The organism is Paenibacillus sp. V4I9 (assembly GCF_030817295.1).
Taxonomy (GTDB): domain Bacteria; phylum Bacillota; class Bacilli; order Paenibacillales; family NBRC-103111; genus Paenibacillus_E.
The window spans coordinates 7,959,609-7,985,275 of record NZ_JAUSZE010000001.1 but is presented as its reverse complement, the minus strand read 5'-3'; the positions used below and the strand labels follow the sequence as shown (position 1 = coordinate 7,985,275).

The 25,667-nt window shown below is 45.8% G+C and carries 18 protein-coding genes, 1 pseudogene and 3 riboswitches; of the genes and pseudogenes, 5 read left to right on the top strand and 14 right to left on the bottom strand.

Annotated features, from left to right (window positions below):
* Window positions 1–99: 99 nt before the first annotated feature.
* Both QFZ81_RS36795 and QFZ81_RS36790 read right to left on the bottom strand, forming a co-directional pair.
* Window positions 100–342, bottom strand: coding sequence for a hypothetical protein (locus QFZ81_RS36795; RefSeq protein ID WP_307435553.1), 243 nt, complete (start codon window positions 340–342; stop codon window positions 100–102).
* A 45-nt stretch (window positions 343–387) separates the two neighbouring features.
* Window positions 388–482: riboswitch (cyclic di-GMP riboswitch) on the bottom strand.
* A gap of 272 nt (window positions 483–754) precedes the next feature.
* The gene (locus QFZ81_RS36790) at window positions 755–4,792 is read right to left on the bottom strand and encodes an S-layer homology domain-containing protein (RefSeq protein ID WP_307435556.1); all 4,038 of its coding nucleotides are present in this window, start codon (window positions 4,790–4,792) and stop codon (window positions 755–757) included.
* A 60-nt stretch (window positions 4,793–4,852) separates the two neighbouring features.
* Window positions 4,853–4,944: riboswitch (cyclic di-GMP riboswitch) on the bottom strand.
* A gap of 433 nt (window positions 4,945–5,377) precedes the next feature.
* A riboswitch (cyclic di-GMP riboswitch) is annotated at window positions 5,378–5,465 on the top strand.
* Between the two features lie 63 nt (window positions 5,466–5,528).
* Between QFZ81_RS36790 and QFZ81_RS36785 the strand changes: the two genes are divergently transcribed.
* Window positions 5,529–7,781 carry a stalk domain-containing protein gene (locus QFZ81_RS36785; RefSeq protein ID WP_307435558.1) on the top strand — a complete coding sequence of 751 codons (2,253 nt, stop codon included), beginning with the start codon at window positions 5,529–5,531 and terminating at the stop codon, window positions 7,779–7,781.
* Between the two features lie 205 nt (window positions 7,782–7,986).
* On the opposite strand, the gene QFZ81_RS36780 is transcribed toward QFZ81_RS36785, so the two are convergent.
* A complete protein-coding gene (locus QFZ81_RS36780) occupies window positions 7,987–8,676 on the bottom strand; it encodes a 3D domain-containing protein (RefSeq protein WP_307435561.1) in 690 nt (229 codons plus the stop codon).
* Between the two features lie 347 nt (window positions 8,677–9,023).
* On the opposite strand from QFZ81_RS36780, the gene QFZ81_RS36775 reads away from it, so the two are divergent.
* Both QFZ81_RS36775 and QFZ81_RS36770 read left to right on the top strand, forming a co-directional pair.
* Window positions 9,024–9,365, top strand: coding sequence for an ArsR/SmtB family transcription factor (locus tag QFZ81_RS36775; RefSeq protein ID WP_156396625.1), 342 nt, complete (start codon window positions 9,024–9,026; stop codon window positions 9,363–9,365).
* Window positions 9,366–9,367: 2 nt separating this feature from the next.
* On the top strand, window positions 9,368–9,901 hold the full coding sequence (locus QFZ81_RS36770) for an SRPBCC family protein (protein WP_307435566.1): 534 nt from the start codon (window positions 9,368–9,370) through the stop codon (window positions 9,899–9,901).
* Between the two features lie 143 nt (window positions 9,902–10,044).
* Here QFZ81_RS36770 and QFZ81_RS36765 read toward each other — a convergent pair whose 3' ends face one another.
* On the bottom strand, window positions 10,045–10,758 hold the full coding sequence (locus QFZ81_RS36765; protein WP_307435570.1) for a MerR family DNA-binding transcriptional regulator: 714 nt from the start codon (window positions 10,756–10,758) through the stop codon (window positions 10,045–10,047).
* Between the two features lie 188 nt (window positions 10,759–10,946).
* On the opposite strand from QFZ81_RS36765, the gene QFZ81_RS36760 reads away from it, so the two are divergent.
* Window positions 10,947–11,573, top strand: a complete 627-nt coding sequence (locus tag QFZ81_RS36760; protein ID WP_307606716.1) for a DUF5701 family protein — start codon at window positions 10,947–10,949, stop codon at window positions 11,571–11,573.
* A 42-nt stretch (window positions 11,574–11,615) separates the two neighbouring features.
* Here the strand turns inward: QFZ81_RS36760 and QFZ81_RS36755 are convergent, their stop codons facing one another.
* The 3 genes and pseudogenes from QFZ81_RS36755 to QFZ81_RS36745 all read right to left on the bottom strand — a co-directional run bounded on the left by QFZ81_RS36755 (window position 11,616) and on the right by QFZ81_RS36745 (window position 13,553).
* Window positions 11,616–12,293: a hypothetical protein gene (locus QFZ81_RS36755; protein ID WP_307606714.1), complete on the bottom strand. Its 678-nt coding sequence runs from the start codon at window positions 12,291–12,293 to the stop codon at window positions 11,616–11,618.
* Window positions 12,290–13,185: pseudogene (locus QFZ81_RS36750) on the bottom strand (ABC transporter ATP-binding protein). The gene QFZ81_RS36755 and the pseudogene QFZ81_RS36750 overlap by 4 nt, the downstream one beginning before the upstream one ends.
* On the bottom strand, window positions 13,185–13,553 hold the full coding sequence (locus tag QFZ81_RS36745; protein ID WP_307435581.1) for a GntR family transcriptional regulator: 369 nt from the start codon (window positions 13,551–13,553) through the stop codon (window positions 13,185–13,187). The pseudogene QFZ81_RS36750 and the gene QFZ81_RS36745 overlap by 1 nt, the downstream one beginning before the upstream one ends.
* 628 nt (window positions 13,554–14,181) lie before the next feature.
* On the opposite strand from QFZ81_RS36745, the gene QFZ81_RS36740 reads away from it, so the two are divergent.
* The gene (locus tag QFZ81_RS36740; protein WP_307435584.1) at window positions 14,182–15,168 is read left to right on the top strand and encodes a metallophosphoesterase family protein; all 987 of its coding nucleotides are present in this window, start codon (window positions 14,182–14,184) and stop codon (window positions 15,166–15,168) included.
* A gap of 129 nt (window positions 15,169–15,297) precedes the next feature.
* On the opposite strand, the gene QFZ81_RS36735 is transcribed toward QFZ81_RS36740, so the two are convergent.
* From QFZ81_RS36735 to QFZ81_RS36705, 7 genes are all read right to left on the bottom strand, one after another.
* Window positions 15,298–17,496, bottom strand: a complete 2,199-nt coding sequence (locus QFZ81_RS36735) for a hypothetical protein (protein WP_307606711.1) — start codon at window positions 17,494–17,496, stop codon at window positions 15,298–15,300.
* A gap of 21 nt (window positions 17,497–17,517) precedes the next feature.
* Window positions 17,518–18,696 (bottom strand): ABC transporter permease, encoded by a 1,179-nt coding sequence (locus QFZ81_RS36730; protein WP_307435590.1) that lies wholly within the window; start codon window positions 18,694–18,696, stop codon window positions 17,518–17,520.
* Window positions 18,693–19,418: an ABC transporter ATP-binding protein gene (locus QFZ81_RS36725; protein WP_307607134.1), complete on the bottom strand. Its 726-nt coding sequence runs from the start codon at window positions 19,416–19,418 to the stop codon at window positions 18,693–18,695. The genes QFZ81_RS36730 and QFZ81_RS36725 overlap by 4 nt, the downstream gene beginning before the upstream one ends.
* 34 nt (window positions 19,419–19,452) lie before the next feature.
* The gene (locus QFZ81_RS36720) at window positions 19,453–21,135 is read right to left on the bottom strand and encodes a permuted SH3 domain-containing protein (RefSeq protein ID WP_307435593.1); all 1,683 of its coding nucleotides are present in this window, start codon (window positions 21,133–21,135) and stop codon (window positions 19,453–19,455) included.
* A 392-nt stretch (window positions 21,136–21,527) separates the two neighbouring features.
* Entirely contained in the window at window positions 21,528–22,628 is a 1,101-nt protein-coding gene (locus QFZ81_RS36715) for a hypothetical protein (RefSeq protein ID WP_307435596.1), read from the bottom strand.
* Window positions 22,629–23,326: 698 nt separating this feature from the next.
* On the bottom strand, window positions 23,327–24,829 hold the full coding sequence (locus QFZ81_RS36710) for a sensor histidine kinase (RefSeq protein ID WP_307606709.1): 1,503 nt from the start codon (window positions 24,827–24,829) through the stop codon (window positions 23,327–23,329).
* Window positions 24,826–25,509: a response regulator transcription factor gene (locus QFZ81_RS36705; protein WP_047678898.1), complete on the bottom strand. Its 684-nt coding sequence runs from the start codon at window positions 25,507–25,509 to the stop codon at window positions 24,826–24,828. Before QFZ81_RS36705 ends, QFZ81_RS36710 begins: the two co-directional genes overlap by 4 nt.
* Between the last annotated feature and the right edge of the window lie 158 nt (window positions 25,510–25,667).

Sequence of the window (25,667 nt, the reverse complement as noted above, 5' to 3'; positions counted from 1 at the left end):
TCGTATGAGCACATAGGTGATTTCCAAAAATGACCAAAATGCTAATTCCAACTAATATGTATTCAAAAGAGTAATTGAAACTAGAAGCTAATAAAAATTTTAAGAAGCAAAGAAAGTTTTGTCCGGAAAACCATCTCCCTCTGCATAACATCTTGCAATAGCTGAAGCAGCCTTCATGAACATATGGTCTTTAGTTGTTCCCGGGACTCTCTCTAGCTGCCGAAATTCTTCATTAAGTAGATTAAATTCAATTTCACCCAAACTTTCTTCCGTTGGACCAAATTTGTATATGACCTTTTCGGCATCGTCGAATACTTTAATCAGCATAAGATATGTTGCCATTTTGGGACCCTCCTTTCTTTTTGGCAATAAAAAAACAAGCCCCTAAAGAGTATCCCGGCTATCATCCCATGACATGTGACTCATGGCTTAGACCCGTGGCTTTGCGTCTCCACCTTTCGATGGATTTGCCTTTGTTCATTATTGCTTGATATTAGGTGTGTTTCACTCATTTTAGCTAGTCGTAAAGAACTACTATTTCCCATGGTATTCCATAAAATAATATAATTCAACATATTTCTACAGGAAAGAGGCAACCCCTACGCAAAGTGTGTGATTTCTCACAAAAAAGGCCAACCAGAGTACTGGTTGACCTAGGAGATCCCATAAAACAGTCAGTTTAGTTGAATAAACAGATGAACTGGAATTTCACAATTACTCGACTGAACAGATACACGCACGGGTTATTATTATTTTACTTCTGTATAGACAATAACGCACCATTTACGTAATAATACAGCATTCCGTTCTGATCAAAGAAGACTTCCGTTGCTGTCCCCAGCGCCAAAGTATCAACCTTCTGATATGTCGCCGCACTGTATATCCCATTTTTACCAACCAGCAGCTCTCCGGTAGCATTCGCAGCATAAATCGGTTCTGGCAATGTACTGATTACCTGCGTAACATCATTGAGATTAAGGACCTTATTCTTTACGACTAGTTTCCCTTGACGTTCCAACAATAGAACCGGAGTATCCAAGGGATCTCTCAAGAAGTTCGGGTAACTTAGGTTGGATTGGCCTGACTTGGTTACGCTATTACCACTAACGGAATATGCGAATACGTTTGAACCGGCACTTCCCGCATTCCAGCCATACTGATACCATGTAAAGAATCTGCTCTTATCGCTAGAGAAAGCCAGATCGCCAACCCCTTTGATCACAGTTCCGTAGTTTACGGCTGCAAAGGTAGTCGAATTGAACGCAAGCAGCGTCGGCTCCCAATCACCCATCACAACATATAGAATCCCGGATTTATGGTAGATATGTCTATGAGCGATGTCACCGGAATCAACAGTTGACGTGTATGCCAAGTGCCTTACAATTTGTAAATCAGATAGGCGCACTTCCGTTATGAGCTTATTTAGATCATCATTCACGATAAAGAGACTTGAACCGTCTTCCGATAATGTAAGACCGGACGGACGATATGGAAGCTTGACCGTGTTTACAATCGTCTGTGTTTGAAGATCAACCACATATAGATTGCGGAACGCTTCGTCGATTGCATAAGCTTTTTTGTTTACGGAATTGTAAGCAATGTCAACAACTCTGCCGTCCAACTGGACACCAGAAACCGCAACAGGGGCAATCGCTTCGATTGAATTCTTTTCTACGATTTCGACGATATTCTTTCCGTCTAGCGTAGATACAGCAGTCAATCGATCGGTATCATTAAATACATTCTTGGCTGTACCGTCCAAGTGATAGAGGCCATTTTTCTTAAAATTGCTGTAATCATAGACTTGTACCTCGTTGTTCTTCGTTGTGTAAAACTTGTTATTGTTATTTGACAGATCAAAAGCAATACCGTCATATGCTTGTCCAAGTCCGTATACATATTTCATATCGTCGTACTTATTGCTTGTTGCCATAAATACGTTGCCGGAACCGTTAAAGATGTAGGCACCGTCCGGAGAAATGGTAAAGTTCGTCGACATCGCATAATCGCCATGGTACGGCGAATCGTAACCACCTGGATAGGATGGCTCGACGTATTGTCCGTTCATTACATTATACGCACTAAGATCTCTCGGTGACGTATCCGTTGTGATCGTATAGAGCTTATTCCCTAATGGAAGCGTTTGGATATAACTCGCTTGCCGAATATCGCTTGAACCCACCTCAGCAAAAGTTTTCAAATCATATGACTTGATCTTCGTCCACTGACCTGATCCGGATGACACGTAGAGATAACCGGAAACGACTGCGACATCAAAGGGGTCAATCGCAATTTCATGAGTACTTTCAAGCGTGAAGGTAGCCGCATTCACAACCGCAATTGCGCCTTGTTGCTGTGAAATATCCGTATAGGAAGAATGTGCCGCTTTTAGCAAAGAAACGTAGATTTTACCGTCTGCATATGTGAGACTCTCCGGTGCAAGGTTAAACGCTATGGAGGATTTATCACCTGTTTCGTAATTGACGCGATAAAGCTTCTTGTCCGTTTTATCTGTGATATAAAGGATTGGATCCGATGGATGCTGCCACGTATCTGTGATCTCAAAATCCAGAGCTATGTGTGCATTATAATAAGTTGTAGCAAAAGCAACGCCGCTTGGTCCGGATTCCACGCCAATTTCATCTATTGCTGATGTAACGACATAATATCTTGTCGTATGTGGAAGATTCGTGCTATCGACATAGGTCGTTCCGGTTACCGTAATCGGTTGACCGTTTTGATCCTTCAAGGGGACAAACTTGCCAGCAGCAGTTGCGCTGTAATAAATATGGTAATGGTCCGCATTCGCAACTGGATTCCATTGCAAAGCGATCTCCTTATTCGATACTGTAGATGCCTTTAGACCAGTTGGCGACTCTAGTCGATCATTTATCCCATCAAGTTCCCAGTCGCTTCCGTTCCATGTTGCAAAAACAAGATACTGACTTCCGTAAACGAGCGTAAGGTTATCCCCTGTTGTGAGCGGCACCGCTTGTTCCGGCAGCTGATTACCTAGATCATGGACCTCGTAACGGTTATTGATTTGATAAGAAATCATCTCGTTGCCGCCATAATAAACCTGAGCATACACGCTACCGCTAACCGAAATGCTCGATAACAGAACCCCGGAATAATGCTGTTTTGAATTCCGATTGGTTACGTCATACGGCGCTGGAGAAAACGATCCGCCTATAATGCTGTAGATTCCTACATCTTCTAACGTCCCAGTATATTCGGTCTGGTATGTATCGTGTGTGACTGTGTTCGAAACGTCCCATTGAAACGTCGAGTAATCTGCGATGGATGGGTACAGAGTGTATACCTTGTCATGAATGATAAAGGCAGCATTAATATCCTCTACATTACCCGGTTCAGTAGCCGGTTCCCCGCCTGTCGGCTGCCCAGCATTCGGAACAGGATCCGGGGATGTGTTCGTTGATCCAGGTGTAGTACCTGGCATAACCGGAGAGTTTCCTGTTACTTCCTTCCCGCCAATTACGACGAGCTTCACTAGATCGCCAAGTGTATATTTCTTTACAATTTGTTCAAAGCTTACGCCTTCCACATTAATCACTGCAATAAGGATCGATCCTTCTCCCGTCACCTTCGCGGCTGCTTGCAAAATGATCTGCTCCAATATGGCATTGCCCAGCAGCTTGATTCCTGAGCCTTCCGAACCTGCTTGCGTTTCAAGCAAGGTGACAACGGATTGACTGGAAATCTCGAGGGTTACCGTCGACTTCAGGTCAACTTTCACAAATGTCCCTACTAGCTGAACGACATCATTCACAGTCGTTCCTTGGATGGAAATGGATTGGAAGCCCTCGTTTCCTTGCTCTTGTTCTAATTTCGCACCCGAATTGATAATGGTATCGCTTATTCTCGTAGAACCTTTAGCAAAAACTCTGACTCTGCCGAAGTCCTTCTGAACCATCATCTGATTGAGGGTTGAATCTTGAATTTCAATACTGTTTTCTCCGCCCCCATTCACAATCGTTCTTCCTTTTACTGTCACGTGATCAAGGAACACTTCCCCTTCCCCTATCCCCGCTGCCAAGATGAGGTCGCCTTTAATCACAGCATTTTTTATAGTGACACCGCCGCTGTTGACCGTCATATTCCCTTCAACATCAGCTTTTGGAGTATAAGTTCCAGGCTCATGGATCAGTTGCCCTACGGCATTATCTAGCATCACTACGGCTTCTGCTCTTGTAATGGATTTCTGAGGACGGAAGCTCTGATCAGGATATCCGTTAAGATAACCCTCCGAGGCGACTGCTTTTATGTAAGGCTTGCTCCAGTCAGACATTTGCTGCTCATCGTGAAACGTTCGCGTATCGCTCTTTGGTAACACGTCTTTTAATTGCATAAGTTGATAGATGATTTTGGCAGCCTGTTCTCTGCTAATCGGTTGATCTGGACGAAAGGTGCCGTCATCGAACCCAGAAATATAGCCGGCATATTTTGCTTTGGCTACATCGTTATAGAACCATTTTTCCTGAGAAACATCTTTGAAGGTTTGGTCATCCTTATGGGGATACCCTAACGCCTTGTTGACAAGCGATATGAATTCCGCCCTGGTAATGACTTTATCAGGTTGAAAGGTTTGATCGGCATAGCCCGAAATCAATCCATTACCGATCCATTCGTTTATGGCATCCTCTGCCCAATACCCGTTTATGTCACGTAAAGATGGTTGATTTTCTGCTTGCACTAAACCTGAAAAAGATACGATTTGAACGGTCAAAAACATAACGATAAATACAATTTTCCCTAATAACCTCGCCAACATATAATCTTCCTCTCTTTTACTTTGATATAAAGGCAATAAAAAAGCCACTCCAAAAGGAATGTAGGCAGCCCGGCTGTCGTACAAGGAAGTGCCCTTGCTTAGACCCGTGGCTTTGCGTCTCCGCCTTTCGGACGGATTTGCCGTTTCTTATTCTATGGAATGACTCTAGGACCTATCGAATAGTTCTAATTGCCTAGCAACAATTATATACTTAATTAATCTAATAGAAAAGAAATATCTTCCATTTTCGACAAATTATTTTTAAATTCTTCTTTGAAATACTTACGACTGAATCCCAATTCAGCGCTTGCCTCTGCTCCTCATCGTGTTATTTTCTCTAATAAAAGGGTCGTCACACAAGCAGAAAGACGATTTCCAAGCACTTATTTAGCATCTCATTCTCCCGTTTCAGCTGTTGAATGTATCGATTTTGATCAAAGTACTCCTGTCGTCTCCCCGCTGGTCTAGCAGTCCGAATTCACTTTTACCAAGGGATTTTTCCAAGCGAAGTATGTCGTATATTGTAGAATTAACGCAAATGCCTTATAGTGGTTAAAAATACCATAAATGCTTAAGCCAATATAATACGATTAAAGGCACATTCGCGCGAAAGCCGGAGTCGCAAAGCCACGGGTCTACGTCCCCTTCGGGATATGATAGCCGGGCCGCTCTATAGATTGGCTTTTTTGCATGCATGAAATTTATTGAGATTTTAATAAAAGGGGTGTATTTCAACATGAAGTTTAAAAAGATTGCGTTAGGGGCAGTTGCGCTCATGCTTGCGCTTGGCTCGTTGTCCTTCTTGCCGGAAGCGCATATAAGCGCTGCTACATTCGTCAAAGAGGATAACTTAATGGACTATACGGTACCTAGGTTCCCGATCATTACCGATTCCAAGATGGTTTGGATGGGAGATGACGAGAACAAATTCTATCAAGTGTTCTCCCGGGATTTGTCTAGTGGCGAATTAAAACAGCTAACCGAAACCCAGACCTACAAAGATAAATTATCGGCAGCGAATAATTATGCTATTTATCGGGATAGTCAAAAATTTATCATGATGGTTAATCTTCAAACCGGCGAATCTATCCAAACAGATGTCAAGCCGGGCTATTATGAAGATCTTCAAACGGACGGCGAATACATAGTCTACAAAGATGTATCTACAAGCACTCTTAATGTGTACAATATGACAACAAAGGAAACAAATATCATTGGAAAAGGACAAGACGCTACTTTGGCGAACAGCCAAGTCGCCTATTATGGTATTACGGAGAATAGGCTTAAGCTTTACGACATTGCAAGCAATACTTCACGAGTTCTGTGGGATAAAAAGGATGGCAGTTTATATAACAGTCATCCAGTCGCATTCAACGGAAAATACATCGTATGGATACAACAGCCATACAATCAACTAAAATATCAATTAAGAATGATCGACGTTACGCAACCGGATTCACTACCTAGTGTACTTAGCCTATTTGACAAGGTAGCTATCCCTGTCGTTACTTTCGTAAGTAAGGAAATTGCGGCATGGACCATTGAGAAAGATGGACATGAAGTGGTGATGGCAGCAAACTTGCAAAACAAGCAAGCTGATGCAGCAGCCGATCAAGGGGAGAAACTATTGGGTGTTACCGGAAGCACAATTATTTTGAAGAACGTCGATAACAATCTGATTCTTCGAACCCTTCAATCTACAGGTGAAGGTAACGCTATTCAGGATACACTTGTTTCAGCTATCCCTTATGCAGCTAACATACCTGAACAAGTGACAGGCTTCTTCGGAGGAAACAGTCCGAGCAGCGTGCACGAGTTGGCAACTTCCGATCGCGCGGTTATTTTGTCCTCTCCGTTCGAGAATCCGTTTTCCTATAAGGGGAGCGATTATACAAGCATTTGGTATAGAGACGATTCGAAACTTGAACTGACCAAAGCTCTTCATCCGGATCAGAAAATGGTGAGCCTCCCATGGTCGGTCGACGTACGAGAAGCATTCGATTACCATGTCCTAAAAATGGTCTATATGCCATCTCGTGTCCCTTCCGGTCAGCTTAGCAAGCTGGGGATTTATAAACTCGTTGAGGGCGAATGGATCTATGCAGGGGGGATTATCGAGGAAAAAAATCAACTTCTACGTACCCACATTCATAGCGGTGGGGTTTACGCAGTGCTTTATCAAGATATGAATGCAGCGTCCCTCCGGGACTATTGGATACGGAAAACCATTACGCAAGTGAACGCAGACAAACCTATCCGTGTCTTTCTTGACGGAGAGGAAGTAATCTTCCATGAACAGCCTCAACTTAAGGACAGCTCTACAACGGTTGAGTTTCGACCTATTTTCGAAAAGCTGGGTTTGCAAGTTAATTGGAACGAAGCATCCCAAACGGTTACAGGCAGCAAAGAGGGATCGTCGATTAGTCTCACATTAGGAAAGTCGCAAGCAACCGTTAATGAAGAGACATCCGAACTACCAACAGCCCCTTACCTTCAAAAAGGGTATACGTTCGTCCCTCTTAGATTGGTTGGTGAAGCTTCCGGCCGAAAAGTGGTATGGGATGCGAACCTCAAAGCCGTGTATCTCTATGACCCTGCAACGGAAGGCAAGCTGTACAACAAAGCGGGCAACTTGCTTTATGAAGGTCAGCTTAAAGACGGACAAATGCACGGAAAAGGGAAGCTCTTTCATGAAGATGGCACTGTCTGGTACGATGCCACGTTCGTTAATGATAATGTAGTGGGCTGGGGAACCATTTATTTTAATGGAGAAATTTTTGGTAGAGACCGAACTGGTGACGTTCTGATTGGACAATTCAAGAACGGGATTCCTGACGGATATGTGACAAGTATTAATGATAACGGCAAACTAATTTATGAGGGTTACGAAGTTCAAGGAAGATTCAATGGCAGGGGAAAGTATTATGAAGATGGCAAACTCGATTATGAAGGCGAGTTTAAAGATGGTCAGCCTGTACACTCAAATTAATGATTAGGAAGTACGACGAAGCCGTTGGATTTATTGGGAAATGGCTGATAAATTTTCATACAAAATAATACCTGCTAACATTATGGTAAAAACGCCCTTTCAGCACCTTTGCTGGGGGCGTTTTTGAGCTGTAACTGTTATTTTAAATGAACCTTGCCTCTTCGGATGTCCCGATTGACCCTTAGCCTAGTAAATTGCTATCGCTTTAAACATTCTCTCTATCTAGCAAATAGACTTTCACATTCTTCTTCACGCCGAATTCCTGAGCTTCACTCAAATCATTCATGAATACATCAATTCTCGAACCGCGAATAGCCGAACCTATATCCTCCGCCTTGCGAATGCCGATGCCGTCAATGAACACTGTAGATCCCAAAGGGATTACTGCAGGATCCACGGCGATCGTGCGTCCTTCTTTGGCTTTAAGACCACTAAATGTGATGCCATACATGGGATGGGAAGCCTTTTTACCTGTTGATTCAAAGCCCGCCGTATAAGCTGTAAGGGTTGTGTTCAACACTTTTTTAATTATTTTCTTTTGACCATTTGGTAAACCAATCTCATCTCCACCCATCGGAATCGTTAAACTTTGACCAATCGTTAGCTGGTTCGGATTTGGAATATTGTTTGAGTTGATAATGTCATCTACGGATACGCCAAAATCCCGAGCAATTTTGTACAGCGTATCTCCTCGGTCCACTTGATACTGCGTCCGAGGCTGAACAAGCTCAGCTTGAGGGGCCTCTTCCACAGGACCTGCGTTTCTTGCCATACTATACGTAGGAGGCAATTCCCCCCCATCTTCACTTTCAGGGTACGAATAGGCTGGTTGCACCTGCCACAAACAAAGCAGCAACGGAAACGTCAAAGTAACATAAAGAATTTTACGAAACATAGTATTTCCTCCTCTTAAAAAATAATAGAGTTATAGCTACTAGATTCGTCCAATTCTATGATTTATATACGTCTTACATTAATTTTTTTGCTGAGGGCGGAGGATAGTTTAATGAAATGTGAGCACGAACGCAAACAAGGCGGAGAGAGTATCAAATAATAAGCATGAAAAAATAGGTGAAGAAATAAGAAAGCTTAGTAGCATACAAAACGAATCTTGGCTTAAACTAACAAACGTGAACGAAGAAAAGGCTGCCGGTGTGGCAGTCTTTTTGCTTTTCAACAAATAGCGGTTACATCATTAAATATTCCTTGACAGGAATATTCCATTCGGAGTATATTATGTTTATGAATAAGACTTTCAGTGCTCTTGCCGAGCCAAACCGCTTGCATATTGTCGAGCTCTTGCGTGACGGCCCTCTTACCGTCGGGGAAATAGCGGATCGGCTTGAGCTCCAGCAGCCGCAAGTATCCAAGCATCTCCGCGTGCTTAGTGATGCAGAACTAGTCGAGGTACAACCGTCTGCGAATAAAAGAATCTATAAACTGCAGTTTCAGTCGCTCAAAGAACTGGATGGCTGGCTAGACTCTTTCCGCCGCATGTGGGAAGAGAGATTCGATCGTTTGGACGATTATTTGCAGCAAATGTTAGAGAAGGAAAAGAAAAAACAATTTGATTTGGAGGATTAGACATGACTCAAGAAAAATCAGGGAATAACTTCGATGTAACCTTAGAGGGAGGCGAGCTGGTTCTTACTCGCACCTTCAATGCCCCTCGTGAACTCGTCTTCAAAGCGTGGACTGAGGCTGAACATTTAGCGCACTGGTGGGGACCAACAAGCTTTGAATTAAGCGTACACACCTTAGATCTTCGCCCAGGAGGTAGCTTCCACTACTGCATGAAATCGGCTGAAGGCTTTGAAATGTGGGGTAAGTTTGTCTACCATGAAATTAATTCCCCGGAGAAACTCGTCTACGTGAATTCCTTTTCCGATGCAGAAGCTAACATTATCCGAGCACCATTCAGCGAAAACTTTCCGCTGGAAATAATGAATAAGTTATCTTTTACTGAAAATGAAGGAAAAACCACACTGATCATGCGTGGAGGCCCTATCAATGCAACTGAGGAAGAACATAAGTTCTTTGAGGGTATGTATGATTCCATGAAACAAGGCTTCGGCGGAACGTTCGATCAGCTCGATGCCTACTTAGCCAAAGTGGTATAAGAGTTTTTCCCGGTTTAAAAGATGTTTCTTGCGCCACTCTAGCTGCACTTGCCGATCCAGGCATGCCGCTAGGGTGGCGTTTTTTCTTTTTTGGGGATGTGAGCTCACGCCGGTAATTAGCAATGACGCCTTCGCGATAGGTCTTAATCGAGCAAATTCAACAATCGGCACAGTCGATATAAATAGGACATGCCGCGCAGCTGCTCTTTGTTGATTTTGACTAAATAGTTTAAGGAATCGAGGGCAATCTTCTTGGCATGTTCCACATCATGAACATCCATCCCCGCAATGGCTTGCTTAAGATCAACAAGATCTAATGAATAAACGGCTGGCCGCAAAGCGCGAAGCAGCAAAATTTTACGCATTTGAGATCGACTAAATAGGCGGTAGCCATTTTCCGGATCTCGTGATAAGGTAATGAGCCCCACCTTTTCCCAATGTCGGATGGTTGAGCTTGGGATGGATGTCTCCGCAGAAACCTCTCCGATGGTCATCCATTCTTTCTTTGCGCTTGAATCGAGGCTGGTATTAGGTTCCTGAGTCTCTAGAATTTGAATGTTCCTCCCTGCCAGCGTTTTATCGCGATGGAGATCGGCTTGTCTGTCGTTGACCAACCAAAGGGCTGCATCTACTTCTTTTAATTGAATTTTCCGAAGAACCTCGGATGTTACATCCATACCAAACCCCGGTGCCATGGCTTGAATACACTCGAAATAAGCAATATGTTCTTCGGTGTATATCCGATAGCCGCTGGATGAACGTTGCGTAGGAGGAACAAGTCCACTCGTTTCATAATTCCTTAAGGCACTTGTACTTAGCTTAAGTTTTCTGGCTATATCGATTGGCCGCAAGTTCATGTATTCACCTCAGATCGATTTTCACGGTCACCTTTTCCCAAAGATTAAAGCTTACTTATAAGGTTAACTAAACGAATTCCCTATATTTAAGGCCAATCCTTCCGAATGTTTACCATTTGCATGAATGTTGTAAAATGATTTTATCAAAAGAAAGGGTTGTTGGACAAAGAAGGAAGGAGTTGAATCCATTGTTGAACGATGAGTTCGATCGGCAAGTCGAAAACCTAGTGGAAAAAGGCTACCCAAGCATTGCTGGGTTAACTAATGAAGAATTCAAGCAGCATCTCGAATCGCTTAGAGATAGAATCAAGGAGCTTGAAAAGCCAAAAAAAGAACAGCAAGCAGGATATGTTCCTTTCGTCATCGTCGTTCAGAGCGACTGGGTAGATGGAGAAAAAGCGATGCAGATTGTGAAGCGGAATGACAAAATGGGCTTTAGCGTCATGGACGCAGATGACATCAAACGCTTTAAACCTATTGAGGGTATTGAGCTTCCTACTGGTCTCGCCTATCTGGCGGTGGATATTGATACAGGCAAAGAAACACTTAATATCACCCCAAATGAAGCGATCAAAACCATTACGAATGAAAGTCGCACCCCCCTCACCCTCGAGGAAGGCATCGCCTTGATTACTCATTTTCCGGATATTTTACAGAAAAACAACGGCTTCTCTCTGCTCGGTTCTCGCTGCGGCGACCGCAGAGTGACCGCTTTATGGATTAGCGCCGGCAAGCCGAAGCTAGGCTGGTGCTGGGCAGGAAACCCGCATACGTGGCTTGGTTCCGCCTCTTGCGGATCTCGATCAGGAAACTAACAAAATAAGTCTACTGCAGCTGCAGTAGACTTATTCTTAGTTCTAAACAGTTGCTCGACGAAGCAATCCATAAGCTGCCACTAAGTACACGACAACCAAAGGAACCATCCACCAGAATATATCCATATAACTGTGAATGATCCAATCCAAGAGACCGCCCCACAGTCCAAAGTGCGTAAAAATGTAGAAACCTATTGTACCAATCAAAAGCAGGGATGTAAAAAAAATATACATCGAAGCACTGCCGAAACGACGGTGCAAACTGGATATGGCAAACCCGAGGAAATACATATGAAGGAGTATAATCAGATAAATACCCCATGTGCCTAGCAGCGAAAGATCGTTTAGAAATTGGATTTTAAAAAGGTGCAATCTCACCCACCAACCATTTGTCGCTTCTTCAATCACAGACAGGATGGCAAGTGCTAGGGCTGAGCTAACATTAACAATAATAGCTGTCACAGCCGTTCCAAAGAAATAATCCTTCCTACGAATACTCAGTCCCAAGGCAAATGGGAAGGTTTCTTTAATAGTGATCGTTCCTGCTACAAAGGTGTAGATGAAAATCGAAGCGATAGCCCCTGTATTTATAGATTCACCTATCTCCAGCGAGAGCGCTATGATCAAATTGAGCAAAAAGTTTGCCCCAATAATGATCCACGGGATAGCCCACGATGCCATTTTGTTCCTCATGTGGAGTTTTACTACTTGATTCATCATTCCTCAGTCCCCTTTCCCGCGATTAATGGTGTGCGTGTCAGATGAACGATAAGCTGCTGCATAGATACCGGTGTGAATTCAAGTCCTAACGCCTCTGCTTCCTTCCGATCCCGCTCAGTTAGAATACCTAGAATTGTAGCCGATGCAGCCGCACCAATCGCCGTGCGTTCAAGCAGCTCTTTGCCCCGTGTGAAAGAATCCACAGCAGTCGCTAGACCAGAAACCGTGCAAGCACGACCGCGAAGAGCATCCGCATCTTCATTCATAATCAATTTGCCGTTATCGATAACCAGCACGTGCTCGAGCAATCGGCTAACTTCGTCGATGAGATGCGTGGAGAGAATAACCGTCCGCGGAAAATCGGCATAGTCTTCAAGCAAGCGATCATAGAATAGGATTCTTGCCACAGCATCCAGACCCAAATAAGGCTCATCGAAAATGGTTAATGGCGCTCGACTAGCCAGACCAACCACAATACCAACAGAAGAAAGCATCCCTCTGGATAGCTTCTTTATTTTTCTTTTCAAGGCAGACGGAAATCTTCAATCAAGGCGTGCGCATAAGCATGATCCCAGTTCGGGAAAAGCGATCTCGCAACTTCAATTACATCTATGACACGGAAGCTATCTGGGTACTTCTGGCTTTCTTTAATGAAGCAAATTTGATTGAGCACACGGCTATTCTCGTAAGGTTCTTCCCCAAATACCTTCAACTCGCCGCTTGTAGCGAACTGCTGAGACGAGATCATATGCATGATCGTTGTTTTGCCTGCACCGTTTCTGCCTAGCAAGCCATAGATTTTATTCGCTTCAATCGTGAAACTAACATGATCTACTGCCGTCACTTGGCCATAGGACTTGGTTAGTCCTTTCACTTCCACAATGTTGGTCATCACGCTTTCTCCCCTCTGCGTACCATTTCCGTCAATTGCTCTACGGTAATCCCGAGCTTCTCGGCTTCTTTCACCATCGTCACCACATATTGCTCATAAAATAGTTCTTTCCGCTTCTCCATCAGCTTCGTTCGCGCTCCCTCCGCTACAAACATGCCAATCCCTCGTTTCTTATACAAAATCCCTTGGTCCACCAACAAATTAACACCTTTCGCTGCTGTCGCCGGATTAATTTGATAAAAGGATGCAAACTGATTCGTAGAAGGCACTTGCGATTCCTCCGGCATTCTTGCTTCTATAATGTCGTCTTCAATACGTTCTGCGATTTGCACAAAAATCGGGCGGCTATCGTCCATCATTAGTCCCATTTCTCTCACCACCACATTAGTTAGTTACTCATGTAATTAACCATATAACCAACTCACTTAAAAGTCAACACCTAAAGTGATATTTGGGCTGGGCGGCAAAATAAATAAATTCCCTTGGAACTGGGAATACCAATAGGGTGCGTGTTAAGCGAAGATGCGCATATTTGTGAATCAACCAGAGATGGTTTCTGTTCTGAGTAACCCTAACTTGCTGCCACAGATAGCAAAGTTGTACTTTGTACAACTTTGAGTGGGCGAATCCGCGATTTCTCGACAAATGTTGTAAAAAATACAACAATTTAGTCCAAAAATAGCTGAAGAAAAGCTATTTTGTTGTACAAACTACAACAATTACTTGGTGAGAAAAAATGGACAAAAATGTTGTACACCCGTACAACTTCCCCTCCTAAAAGTCGGGAAAAGCCGGGGAAAGACAGGGAAAGACAGGTACCCTGACTTCGGTTTCTATTCGTTCACTCCTAAACAGAAAACAAAACCAGAAACCCATTACCAGAAAGAAAATCACACTAATTGAACTTGAATGTTTCCACAATCTCAACAGCACAATCTATCACTAAGCAAGCTAAATAAGGACAACCGACAAGTCTAATTGGAAGGTGCAATGGAAATGAAATCTTTAAATCTGCGAATACTTATTCTTAGTTTTCTTCTACTGTTGACCCCAGTGCGAGGCACAACCTTTGCTAGCGACAAGGTGGAACAGCCGCTGGCTGCACCTTTGTTTTCGTTCTCCGTGATGAGTGATGTTCACATCACTTCTTACGACCAAGTCGCTCAGCTGAGGCTGAGTCAAGCGCTGGCCGATCATCACGCGCTGCGCCCAGACAGCAAGCTGCTCGTCTTGAACGGCGACCTCACGAATGGGAGTGAGGCCGACTATCGCAGCTTGCTGGGGCTGCTCGGCCGCCAGCACCATGCCCCTGTGCATGCGACCATGGGCAACCACGATTACTACGGCGTATGGCGCACGCCGGAGGGCGGGTTGGATACATCGAAGATGAATCCAACATGGTCAAGTAAGCAAGCGGTCGCGTTATTCGACCGCATGATGGGTTACGATAAGCCGTATCACGAGCTTATCGTGGAGGGCTACCGCTTCCTTTTCCTTAGCGGGGAAGCGTACAGGGACGTGAACGCATCCTACGGTGAGGATGCGTTCCTCTCGCCCGAGCAGCTCAGCTGGCTGCGCGAGCGGCTAACGGCCGCGGGCTCGGCGGACGCCGGTAAGCCCGTGTTCGTGTTCCTCCACCAGCCGCTGCCGCAGACGCTGGATGGCACGGATCTGGAGCTGGGCGTCGTCCAGCACGAGGAGCTGCGGGCGCTGCTCGATGCGCACCCGAACGTCATTCTGTTCAGTGGTCACACCCACTGGAACCTGGAAACGACCAGACAAGTGAAGCAGCTAAAGTTCCTTGCCGCTTCCAGCGCCTCCATCCGGGAGGTATGGAACGCGCAAAACGTACCCGAGACACAGGCAATAAGCCAGAGTCTCGTCGTGGACGTCTACAAGGACCGCGTGGTGATCATGCGTCGCGAACACTTCAAAAAGCGATGGATTGAGCCATCCATCGCCAAAGGATACGACGTGAAATAGGCATCTGCCGTCTCCGCAGCTGCCTCTATAAAAAAAACCGAAAAGACTGCCGACGAGGCTAGAAATAGCCAAATGTCTGACAGTCTTTTTGGTTTAATCCTTTTCATATCTATTCTCTTTATATCATTCCTATTTAAATTGCTTAATAAGGCGCTTAGCCGTCCCATTCGGTGTCTCAATTACTTCGTACATATTGACGACAACGCCAGAATCAACCTGCTCATTTTTCAAACCGGTGACGACGACTTTTTGCTTGCCGCTGGTTAATTTCCCGGTACCCGTCAGTGTTGCTGTTTGAGTGCCAACAATGCGGCCAAGGGAATCGACCATATCGAATTCAATTTTTGAGAAGTTCGAATCGATAATCACCTGATCTTCATGGGCAATGTCCAAATCCAGATTAAGCTGGTAAGAGTAAGTCCCGCTGTTATAAAGCCAGCTTATCGAGCTGTCATTCACTTTGAGTGAGAAAGGATACAAGGCAAGCGTATCGCTTTCCGTCTCCTTCTGCAGCGCTACCCGATAGGTTCCGACAGAAACATATCCCTCGGATACAGACTTATCGTCATAAACGTTCAATGCGAATGTCTCATCATCTGATTGTGATTTATTTGGAAGCAGGTAGGAATAGCTCACCACATAAGAACTTCCCGGTGTAATTTGAGTCGCAACTGCGCTTTGGCGAGAGCCCGTGTAGGTATTGCCATTGCTGTCGATCAGCTCGTTTTGAAGCTCGGGAAGGGCAATCGTACTTGTTCCATTGTTCGTAATTTTGTATTTGGCTACGGCTGTTTTGTATCCTAGATCATCGTTCTCGTGAGCATGCAGCTCCACTAAGGAGACATCCAGATTTTTGTTGACAACAGAGCTATTGTTGAAAATCAGTTTGCTGCCAAGTTCATAGTTCACAGCTGTTGTAAAGCCGCTTTGCGCTTCACTTGCCCCCTTAAGCAGGAAGACGGCAACAGGCATTTGACCGGTCGCTGCTGCTCCACTGCTGCCAGACGTTGAGCTAGCAGAGGACCCCGCCCCTGAGCCTGTCGATGTTGTTCCAGAAGCTGCACCTCCGCTCGATGTACTTGCTGACGAGCCAGATGCCGAGCTGCCCGAGCTGCTCGCCGTAGCCGTCTGCCACAGCACCAGCTGAGCCGCATTCGGATCAACCCCCGTTGGCAGAGTAGCGTTGAAGTAGTACGAAGCCGTCTCCTTTGGAGCCAAGTATCCGCTGCGGGCGGTGTTATCTGTCGATGTCACGGACGTGTCGGCGTCGCCGAATTGATAAGAAGCAGAGAAGTATGGCACGGAGGCGATCGCCTCGCCGTCATTGCTGAGCGTGACAACGGTCTGCACATGTACACCGTCTGCTTGAATCGAATACGTCGACGTATTCGCCTTCACGGTGACCTGCTCCCCCTCCTGCTGCCCAGCATACACTTGTTTGGTGCCAAGCGCTGCTGTTTGAAGCGAAGCGTTCAGACTTAGCGTGCCAAGCGAGACATCCTCGCTTTGATTCAAGTAATAATATTCCAGCGAGAGGCCGCTGGTCGGCATTTGCCGGGAAACGAGTGTTTTGAACGTCATCGTATCCGATTGATTCGGCAGGAACGTTGTATCGGAACCGCTAGCAACCGCCGCTGTGTATTTCAGTCCGTTAGCATCCACAAGTCTAACTTGTAGACCGGAAGGCAGCTTAACACTGCTCGAGCCTAAGTTTTTTGCTGAAACTTGCGTGTACATGTACCATTTTCCATTCTCCGTTACGCGAACGCTTTGGCCCAATTGAAAAGCAACGGAGGCGTCATTTGAGAGCGTACTGTCGAGTGCATGCAAATTAATAATTTGCTCAGGCACCTTTATCTGTCCCTCCTGCACGACCGAGGAAACAGGAAGATCGCCTAGATGATTCATGAAATCGGCTTTGCCGAAATCCCAGCGGAACACATCAACCTTTAGTTGATCTGCTGTTTCACCTGCTGGCAGGTTAGCGTAGAAGCGGAAGCTTTGATCCTGCCCAGGGAGGACACTCGCACTCTTTTTCTCACTTAATTTAGCCGTGTAGCTATGTCCTGCTTGATCCGTAACCCGTACCCCATATTGGTTAAAATCTATCGATTGGCTTTCCCCGTTATGTAAAAGAACGGAAAACTGAAGAGAAGAGGACGAAAGCGCCGCTTGGTTTAACGTAAAATAGGAGGAGTTCGAGATATATATCCCCTCCGATGCCGCATGAGCAGCGGGAGCCATCCACGATGCAGCTGCAAAGCTGCCAGTTAACAGCAGGGCGAGACTTGTATGTTTGAGTGAAATTGATGATAATTTGCGAATCATGTTTTCATACCTCCTGTGGACCTAATCAAAACGCAGTGCGTCGATAGGTTTTAATTTCGATGCTTTGTTTGCTGGATATAATCCGAAAATAACACCAACCAAGGCCGAGAATAAGAATGCGTAAAGCCCTATATTTATAGACAAACTTGTTTGTTGACTAGGGTTGATATAAGGCCACGCTAGAGATAAGCCGATACCCAGAATCAATCCGATCAACCCACCCATTCCGCTAATCAGCGTAGCTTCAACCAGGAATTGCAGCAAAATGTTTCTCCGCTTCGCGCCAATCGATTTACGAATCCCAATTTCCCGGGTGCGCTCACTCACGGTTACGAGCATGATGTTCATGATGCCGATCCCGCCTACCAGGAGGGAGATCGCCGCTACCGCGACTAGCTGATTGGTCAGTGTGCTGGATGCCGTCTGTCTGGCGCTAATTAATTCGGAAGAATTCAAAATGTTATAACCCGTTGTACTTTTAAATTTATTAAATAAATACATTTCTAACGTTGTTTGTACCCGGGTCACATCATTGCCAGAAGCCGCTTCGACGTAAGCGGTCCGAATGTTACCCAGTTTAAAATCCCTGCTCATGGTAGGGAGAGGCACAAAAACCGAGCTATCGAGCGACGTTCCGCTTGTATTGGAGCCTTTCGTTTTGAGCACACCGATAATCGTGTACATATATCCGTTCACATTAATTTCTTCGTCAATCGGGTCATCCGTACCGAAAAACTGCTTGGCCACATCACTGCCTATGACCGCAACGTGATTGCGGAAGTCCAGATCGGCTTGAGCCAAGAAGCGGCCGCTAGCGACCGTCCCCTTTTGCAAACTGAGATATCGATCATTAGTCCCAATGACATTGTAGGTCTCTGTTGTCCGGTCGTATTTGATACTGGTACTATTTCTAGTCATCGTTGGCGCAATTGCACTGATTCCCGATGTATTCTCAAGCTGCATAACCTCATCATAATTCAGCTGCGTGGCGCGTCCGTTCCCCATCAGGTTAACCGTCAGCAGGTTCGTTCCCAGCCCTTCGTACTGCTTTTCAATCGCCTTGGACGTGCCTTGACCTATCGAAACTAGCGTAATAACTGAGCTAACGCCAATGATAACGCCAAGCATGGTCAGCACCGTACGAAGCGGATTCGAACGCACTGTGGCCAGCGCCATTTGAAAAAGCTCCCAAATTCTCATGAAACCGCCCCCTCTAACTTACGTGCAGGTGTGGGCAGCATTTCGTTTCTTTGATCGCTAATAATTTCTCCGTCACGTAGTGTCACGACGCGTTTGGCATTGTCCGCAATGTGATGATCATGGGTGATCAAAACAATCGTGTTGCCTTGCCGATTCAGCTCCTTAATCAATTCCAGCACCTCAATGCCGGTCTTCGAATCCAGTGCGCCAGTCGGCTCATCTGCTAGAATTAATGACGGTGATATGGCCAAAGCTCTGGCAATGGCTACCCGCTGCTGCTGCCCGCCAGACAATTCACTGGGCTTGTGATGTCCTCGTTCACCCATCCCCAGCTTCTCCAGCATCCGCTGCGCTTGTTCTCTCCGTTGTTTAGCTGGAATGCCTGCATAAATCATCGGCAGCTCTACGTTCTCCGTCGCAGTAAGCCTGGGCAGCAGGTTGAACTGTTGGAAAATAAAGCCGATTTTCCTATTGCGCAGCTCAGCAAGTCCATTGTCTGACATCTTCTCGGTCGCAACGCCGTCTAACGTATAGGAGCCAGAGGTAGGACTATCCAACAGCCCAATTGTATTCATTAACGTTGACTTTCCCGATCCACTGGGACCAATGATGGCAACAAAATCTCCTTCCGCAATATGCAGGGTAATGCCGCGCAAAATTTGCAATTCTTCTGCACCCCGAGCATAACTCTTCGTTACCTCGTTTAGTTCAATGATATTCATCGAATCACTCCTCTCCGTAGGGGCTAGCTCACGGCTAGCGGGCCGTGCCTCCACCATTTTGCGTTCCGCCACCGCCTGTGCCACCAGCTCCACCAGGGAAGTTGCCTCCTGCGCCACCCGGAAAACCACCTGCACCCCCAGGGAAACCTTGCTGTTGTTGATTCGTCGTTGTCGCTCTGCGCACCGGCATCACGACCTCGTCGCCTGCGTTCAAACCGCTTAACACCTCAACCTGCGTCTTGCTGCGAATACCCACTTTGATCTCGTGCTGCTCTTCGACGGTGCCGTCTGCTTTCTTCAACGAAACGGTAGACTTTCCTCTGGTTGTTGTCACCACTTGGATCGGAAGAACGAGAATATCTTTCTTATCTTGTATAAAAATTTCAGCCGTCGCCGTCATCGCATATTTCAAATCAATCTGATCGGTATTCGGAATCGATACAACAGCATCATACGTTGTGACCCCATTCGTCGTTGTTCCTACATTGGAAACGGAAGTCACTTCACCTTGGAACGTCTTGCCGGAGATAGCATCAACCTTCACGGTCACTTTCTGCCCCACTTTCACGCTTGTTAAATCGAGCTCATCTACGGCAATAGCCAGCTGCATCGTGCTTAGGCTTGCTACGGCTCCTAACGTTGTGTTGGCATTAATTTGCGCACCTACCGGATAATTGCGAAGTACATTGCTTTTACTATTGGCAAAATCAGCCGAGAACACGCCATCGAACGGCGCTTTGATCGTCAATTGATTTACTTTCTGCTCCGCATCGTTCACACGGATTTTCTGGCTTTCGATGGCAGATTGCTTGCTAATGATATTGTTTTGAAGATCGTCATTGAACAAGGTAGCGACCAAATCGCCCTGTTTCACCGCTTCACCATCTTTAAATTTCATGCTTTTAATCGTACCACTTGCCTCGGCGAAAATAGGAGATGTGCGCACATACTCAAGTGCCACCTGCTCGGACGAGTCGATTTTACCATCGCCGCTGCCGATGCTGCCCTTTACCTTAAGGCCCGCCGAAAGCGTTCCATCATTGCTAACCAGAACCTCCACCGTAACCACTTTGTTCCCGTTAGCATCCGCTTTAATTTCACGGCCTATCGTATCCACGGCTCCGACTTTGGATAGTAAATAGCCATCAACACTAAGCTCTACAGGGTCACCTTTTTTCAGCTGCACAGCTTCTTGCAGGGAGAATGGCAGCTTCACTTTAAACTGCGATGTATCTGAAATCGTGCCGATCTTCGTTGTTTTATTGACTTGACTGCCTACATCAAGATTGGCTGCTAATGTAATCTTGCCAGACATTAAAGCTGTAACACTCATATGATTTTGTTGGTCCTGCAGCTCTGCAAGCTCCTTCTCAAGCTGCTGCAAGCTCACCTGGGCTTCCTTGAGAGTCGTTTCCGTTGAAGGCACCGACAGCTCGACTAGCACATCGCCTTTCTTGACCGCCTGATTTTGCGTCAAATTCATCGTTTTAATGATACCATCAACCGGGATCACGATATTTTGCTTGTCCTTTGCATCCAGCTGAGAAGTTCCTGTTACCGTCGATGATATTGCTCCTTTGGTCACTTTCATTGTTGTTTGCTGTGTTGCTGCAGACGCTGGTTGCGCCTTGTTATGTACATAATAGTAAGTTCCCGCTCCACATAGAATGGCAGCTAGGGCCACAATGACCCATCTCTTCTTCCAGCCTAATTTCATCCTTTATGCCCCTCTCCCAGTTACCCAGACTACCCACTGCCTAGGTCATAACAATCTCTACTAGACTTAGTGTAAATGGGATGGCTGAAACCTGTCTGAGCGTAGGCTGAATGTAAGTTGAACATAAGCTGAGCGTTTGCTGAAAAAGATTAGGTCGCGCAAGTCGTTGACTGACGGCTGGGCGGTGTGAGCTCAAGTAGTATCTAGCGGCCAACTTACTCATCGTTTAAGCACGTTTTACATCGCTAAAGAAAAGTTCAAAAGTTCTTCCACCACCTGCACACTTTAGCAATGCAAAATCATCACTACAGCGCGAAATTCGGACACATTGGTACCTCACTGGGACGGCAAAAAAGCCGCCCGCATAGCGAGCAGCTTCCTCAAATTCATTTTCAGTTCGTTGCAGCCGGAGCTGGTGTTGGTGCTGTTGTATTGGCAGACGGTGTGCCTGCTGGGCGCTTACGATCAGTGCCTTTTTGCTCAACATGCTTCTTAATGGAATCCGTCATTCCGTCTTTGATTTTGCTAACGAGATCATCTTCACTGATGCCTTTAGCTGTAGCAATATCCAAGATCGATTTGCCCGCTTCCAGTTCCGTTCTCAGCTCATCTTGCGTGATGCCCAGAATTTGTGTCAATACCTCAGGGTTTCCGAATTGACCGCCACCTGGGCCGCCATGACCGCCGCCTCTACCTTCCCGACCACCTTCAGGACGCGTGCTTTGCACTTGTTTCGTCAATCGGTCAGATAAGCCCGACAACATTTGGTCTGCTTGCGCTTGCGTAATCTTCCCAGCTGTAACCTCAGCGTTGATAGCTGTTGTTTCTGCGGCAACTAACTTAACTACATAGTCTGCTTCCGTTAAACCTTTTTCCACTGCAAAAGCCGATAATGTTTTACCAGCTTTCAAAGCATCCTGCACAACACTTTGCTCTACGCTTAGAATCGTTGCTGTTTGCTCTACCAGATTACCTCCGTGACCTTTGCCCATGCCACCGCGACCGCCCTCTCCGCCAAGGAATCCGCCTTTGAACCCATTCGCTTCAATACGCTTCGTCAACTGATCAGTTAGACCTTTGAGAACATTATCAGCTTGCAATTGCGTTATTTTGCCTGCTGTTACATCAGCTGTAATCGAAGCGGTCTCTGCTGCGACTAGCTTTTGCAAAAAGTCTGCTTTCGCAAGTCCTTTTTCCTCAGCAAATGCAGCCAATGTTTTGTCCGCTTTCAACGCGTCTTGTACGACGCTTTCCTCAACGCCCAGGATTGTCGCTGTTTCTTTTACCACGTTTGCGCCCTTGAAGCCACCGCGATCTCCGAAATCTCCACGACCTTTGCCTCCTGGTCCTGCATTTTGAGTTGATGCGCTCGTTGACGTGCCTGTCACCGTATCTGCAAATGCTTGATTATGTAAGGCTCCAACAAAACCAACTCCGAGTACAAAAGAAGCTACCAATGAACCTGTAAGAATTTTTCTACCGATGTTTTTCATAATTTGTTTCCACCTTTTTCTTTATTTTTTTTGTTTCTTCCTTACAAAACCAAGTATAGACGCCTAACCTGAATCTCATCTGAGTGTAAACTGAAGGTTGGTTGAGAGATTTCTGAGGATTGGCTGAAGAGGAAAACGCCTATAAGGTGGCTCGCAGATGTAATTTGGCTTGTTATCATCGACCAGCTACCATCACTTACCCCGAAACCAAATAAGAGTCTCTGGAGACTCTTATTCCCCACCTTTAGCCACCTTTTTGCGAAATAGAAGCTTCTGGAGGCCCTTATTTTCGCGGAATAATCCACACACGCCGTGTTCAGCACCAAATAAGAGCCTCTGGAGACTCTTATTCCCCACCATTAGCCTCATTTTGTAGAAATAGAAGCTTCTGGGGGCTCTTATTTGCGCGGAATAATCCACATACACCGTATTAAGCACCAAATAAGAGTCTCTGGAGACTCTTATTCCCCACCATTAGCCACCTTTTAGCGAAATAGAAGCTTCTGGGGGCTCTTATTTGCGCAGAATAATCCACACACGCCGTGTTCAGCACCAAATAAGAGCCTATGGAGACTCTTATTCCCCACCATTAACCACCTTTTTGCGAAATAGAAGCTTCTTGGAGCTCTTATTTTACATTCTTATAAAATAAAAAAAGCCCTACCCCGACATCACGTCGAGATAAGACTCCTCACATTCTATGGAAGCAGCAGCACTTTAAATGTACTGCCTTCACCTACTCTGCTATGAACCTCAATCGTTCCGCCATGCAGCTCCACAATGGAACGGGTAATGGATAATCCCAATCCTGCACCGCCACTCCTTCGTGCCCTAGAAGAATCAATTCGGTAGAACCGATCAAACAAATGAGGGAGATGTTCAGGTGCAATACCTGGCCCATTATCATGAACAGCAATTTCGACACCTGCGTCAGTCTTTGCTAATGAAAGCCCTAATTCACCGGTCAAAGGATGCGTATGCTGAACTGCGTTGTGAAACAAGTTGAGAATGACCTGCTTGATTTTATCCGGATCATACAGACAACGGACCTGGGGCTCCAGCGTAAAAGTAACTTTTCTGTCTCCTGCCAGTAGACGAAGCTGGGGCTCCATCTCATGCAGCATCTCATCGAGCAGACCTTCCGACTTCTGAAAAGATGGCGTACGATCTAGCCGAGCAAGCAGCAGCAGGTCTTCAACTAGCTTATTAATGCGTACAGATTCGCCGTGCATGCTCTTCAGCGCTTTCAGCAGTTGTTCCGGTTGTTGATACGCTCCACGAAGCAGTACTTCCAGAAAACCATGAATGGAGGTCAGCGGTGTACGAAGCTCATGCGAAGCATCCGCAGCAAAGCGGCGCATTTGTTCTTTTGCCTCTTTTTCCGCCTCAAAAGAAAACTCCAGTCTCTCTAACATACTATTGAAAGAAGTCGATAACCGGTCAATCTCCACTTGCCCCTGATGCGCAGGGAACCGCTCGCCCAGATTACCTGAATCGATCTGTTTCACTGTATCCACCATATTAGAAAGTGGCACCAACGTCCGCCTTAACACGGGCAGAAATCCAAGCAGCCCTACAACCAATGCTGTCATGGACAATAGTAGAAAGGTGAACAACTGACGAAGCAGCAAATCTTTAATCGGTGCTGTATTTGTATTCGCTTGAATTATTCCTTGTACGCCTTGGGATCTCTCTCGAACCTGATGAAAGACAATCAACTGTTCATTGCCATCCTTATCCTTCAAGATTCGGTAGTTCAGCTTCTCTTTCGATTTCAATAATTCCTGATAATCCTCCTTCGTAAGCTGCAAAGGGGAGGATCCACTTTCTGAAGACAACTGCTTGTAAGTCCCTTCACTATCGATCAAAGCAATGGATAAATCAGGAACAAAAATTCGGGAAAACTCTCCTCCCGTATTGTCCGAATGGTTACCACCGCTAGTTTCTCGTCTTGGCATAAAAGGATTCTGGCCTCGATCTGGAAAGTCCCCTGCTCGCTGCCACGTATTGGGAGGTAACGTCGCAAGCTGGTTGCGAATCGTTTCCGCCTTGTTCTTATACAGAAATTGCTGCATGAAAATATATTGGAATACACCAATCAGCAGCAATAGCACGGACATCACCAACAAAGACCGCGAGAGTAACTGGAATTTCAGCGAACCGGTAACAAAATGCTCGGCAAACCGGCCCCACCTTTTCATGTTAAATCCATCCGATAACCGGCGCCGCGAATCGTGCGGATCAGCTTATGTTCTTTATCGCCAAGCTTATCGCGCAAGGAGCGAATGTACACCTCGACGATGTTCTCTTCGCCACCAAAATCGTAACCCCATACTTTATCGAGAATCATCGATTTGCTTAATACAAGTCCATGGTTAATCGACATAAATTTAAGCAGCTCATATTCCGTAGGAGATAGCTCCAGCACGTTGTCATGCAGGCTAATTTCCTTGCGCCGGTCATCCATGCGAAGCGGTCCAATGATCACTTCACCGAACAAGTTCGGGAAATGATTACGAATCCGCGCATAGATACGGGCAAGCAGCTCCTCAAAGCTGAACGGCTTAATCATATAATCATCGGCCCCAAGCGTGAGTCCTTTGACCCGGTCATCGACTTCATCCTTAGCCGTCAGCATGATAACAGCGACATTTTCCGTCTTCTTAATCATTCGACAAACCTCGAATCCGTCCATCCCCGGCATCATCACATCCAGAATAGCGATATGCGGCTGAAACTTATTGCATGCTGTAATCGCACTAATCCCGTCCTGTGCCGTCATTACTTCAAACCCTTCATTCGTCAAACCTAACTCCAGAAATTCTAGAATATGAGGCTCGTCATCGACAAGCAGAATTTTGATACCTTTTAATTGGCGCATAGTTTTAGTCCCCCCGAAGTTCATTGTACACGTTTTCTACAGTCAGTATCCCATATCCTCCCTAAAAGCAATCTGAGCGGTTGCTGAAAGGTTGCTGAATGTTCGACTTCCAAACGAATAAGCCGGACCCTGAGCGGACCGGACTTTGTATCCCTGCC

What these genes read in the sequence shown, in the direction of transcription:
- QFZ81_RS36795 (WP_307435553.1), bottom strand. Translation starts at nt 342, where the DNA reads ATGGCAACATATCTTATGCTGATTAAAGTATTCGACGATGCCGAAAAG.
- QFZ81_RS36790 (WP_307435556.1), bottom strand. Translation starts at nt 4,792, where the DNA reads ATGTTGGCGAGGTTATTAGGGAAAATTGTATTTATCGTTATGTTTTTG.
- QFZ81_RS36785 (WP_307435558.1), top strand. Translation starts at nt 5,529, where the DNA reads ATGAAGTTTAAAAAGATTGCGTTAGGGGCAGTTGCGCTCATGCTTGCG.
- QFZ81_RS36780 (WP_307435561.1), bottom strand. Translation starts at nt 8,676, where the DNA reads ATGTTTCGTAAAATTCTTTATGTTACTTTGACGTTTCCGTTGCTGCTT.
- QFZ81_RS36775 (WP_156396625.1), top strand. Translation starts at nt 9,024, where the DNA reads ATGAATAAGACTTTCAGTGCTCTTGCCGAGCCAAACCGCTTGCATATT.
- QFZ81_RS36770 (WP_307435566.1), top strand. Translation starts at nt 9,368, where the DNA reads ATGACTCAAGAAAAATCAGGGAATAACTTCGATGTAACCTTAGAGGGA.
- QFZ81_RS36765 (WP_307435570.1), bottom strand. Translation starts at nt 10,758, where the DNA reads ATGAACTTGCGGCCAATCGATATAGCCAGAAAACTTAAGCTAAGTACA.
- QFZ81_RS36755 (WP_307606714.1), bottom strand. Translation starts at nt 12,293, where the DNA reads ATGATGAATCAAGTAGTAAAACTCCACATGAGGAACAAAATGGCATCG.
- QFZ81_RS36745 (WP_307435581.1), bottom strand. Translation starts at nt 13,553, where the DNA reads ATGGGACTAATGATGGACGATAGCCGCCCGATTTTTGTGCAAATCGCA.
- QFZ81_RS36740 (WP_307435584.1), top strand. Translation starts at nt 14,182, where the DNA reads ATGAAATCTTTAAATCTGCGAATACTTATTCTTAGTTTTCTTCTACTG.
- QFZ81_RS36735 (WP_307606711.1), bottom strand. Translation starts at nt 17,496, where the DNA reads ATGATTCGCAAATTATCATCAATTTCACTCAAACATACAAGTCTCGCC.
- QFZ81_RS36730 (WP_307435590.1), bottom strand. Translation starts at nt 18,696, where the DNA reads ATGAGAATTTGGGAGCTTTTTCAAATGGCGCTGGCCACAGTGCGTTCG.
- QFZ81_RS36725 (WP_307607134.1), bottom strand. Translation starts at nt 19,418, where the DNA reads ATGAATATCATTGAACTAAACGAGGTAACGAAGAGTTATGCTCGGGGT.
- QFZ81_RS36720 (WP_307435593.1), bottom strand. Translation starts at nt 21,135, where the DNA reads ATGAAATTAGGCTGGAAGAAGAGATGGGTCATTGTGGCCCTAGCTGCC.
- QFZ81_RS36715 (WP_307435596.1), bottom strand. Translation starts at nt 22,628, where the DNA reads ATGAAAAACATCGGTAGAAAAATTCTTACAGGTTCATTGGTAGCTTCT.
- QFZ81_RS36710 (WP_307606709.1), bottom strand. Translation starts at nt 24,829, where the DNA reads ATGAAAAGGTGGGGCCGGTTTGCCGAGCATTTTGTTACCGGTTCGCTG.
- QFZ81_RS36705 (WP_047678898.1), bottom strand. Translation starts at nt 25,509, where the DNA reads ATGCGCCAATTAAAAGGTATCAAAATTCTGCTTGTCGATGACGAGCCT.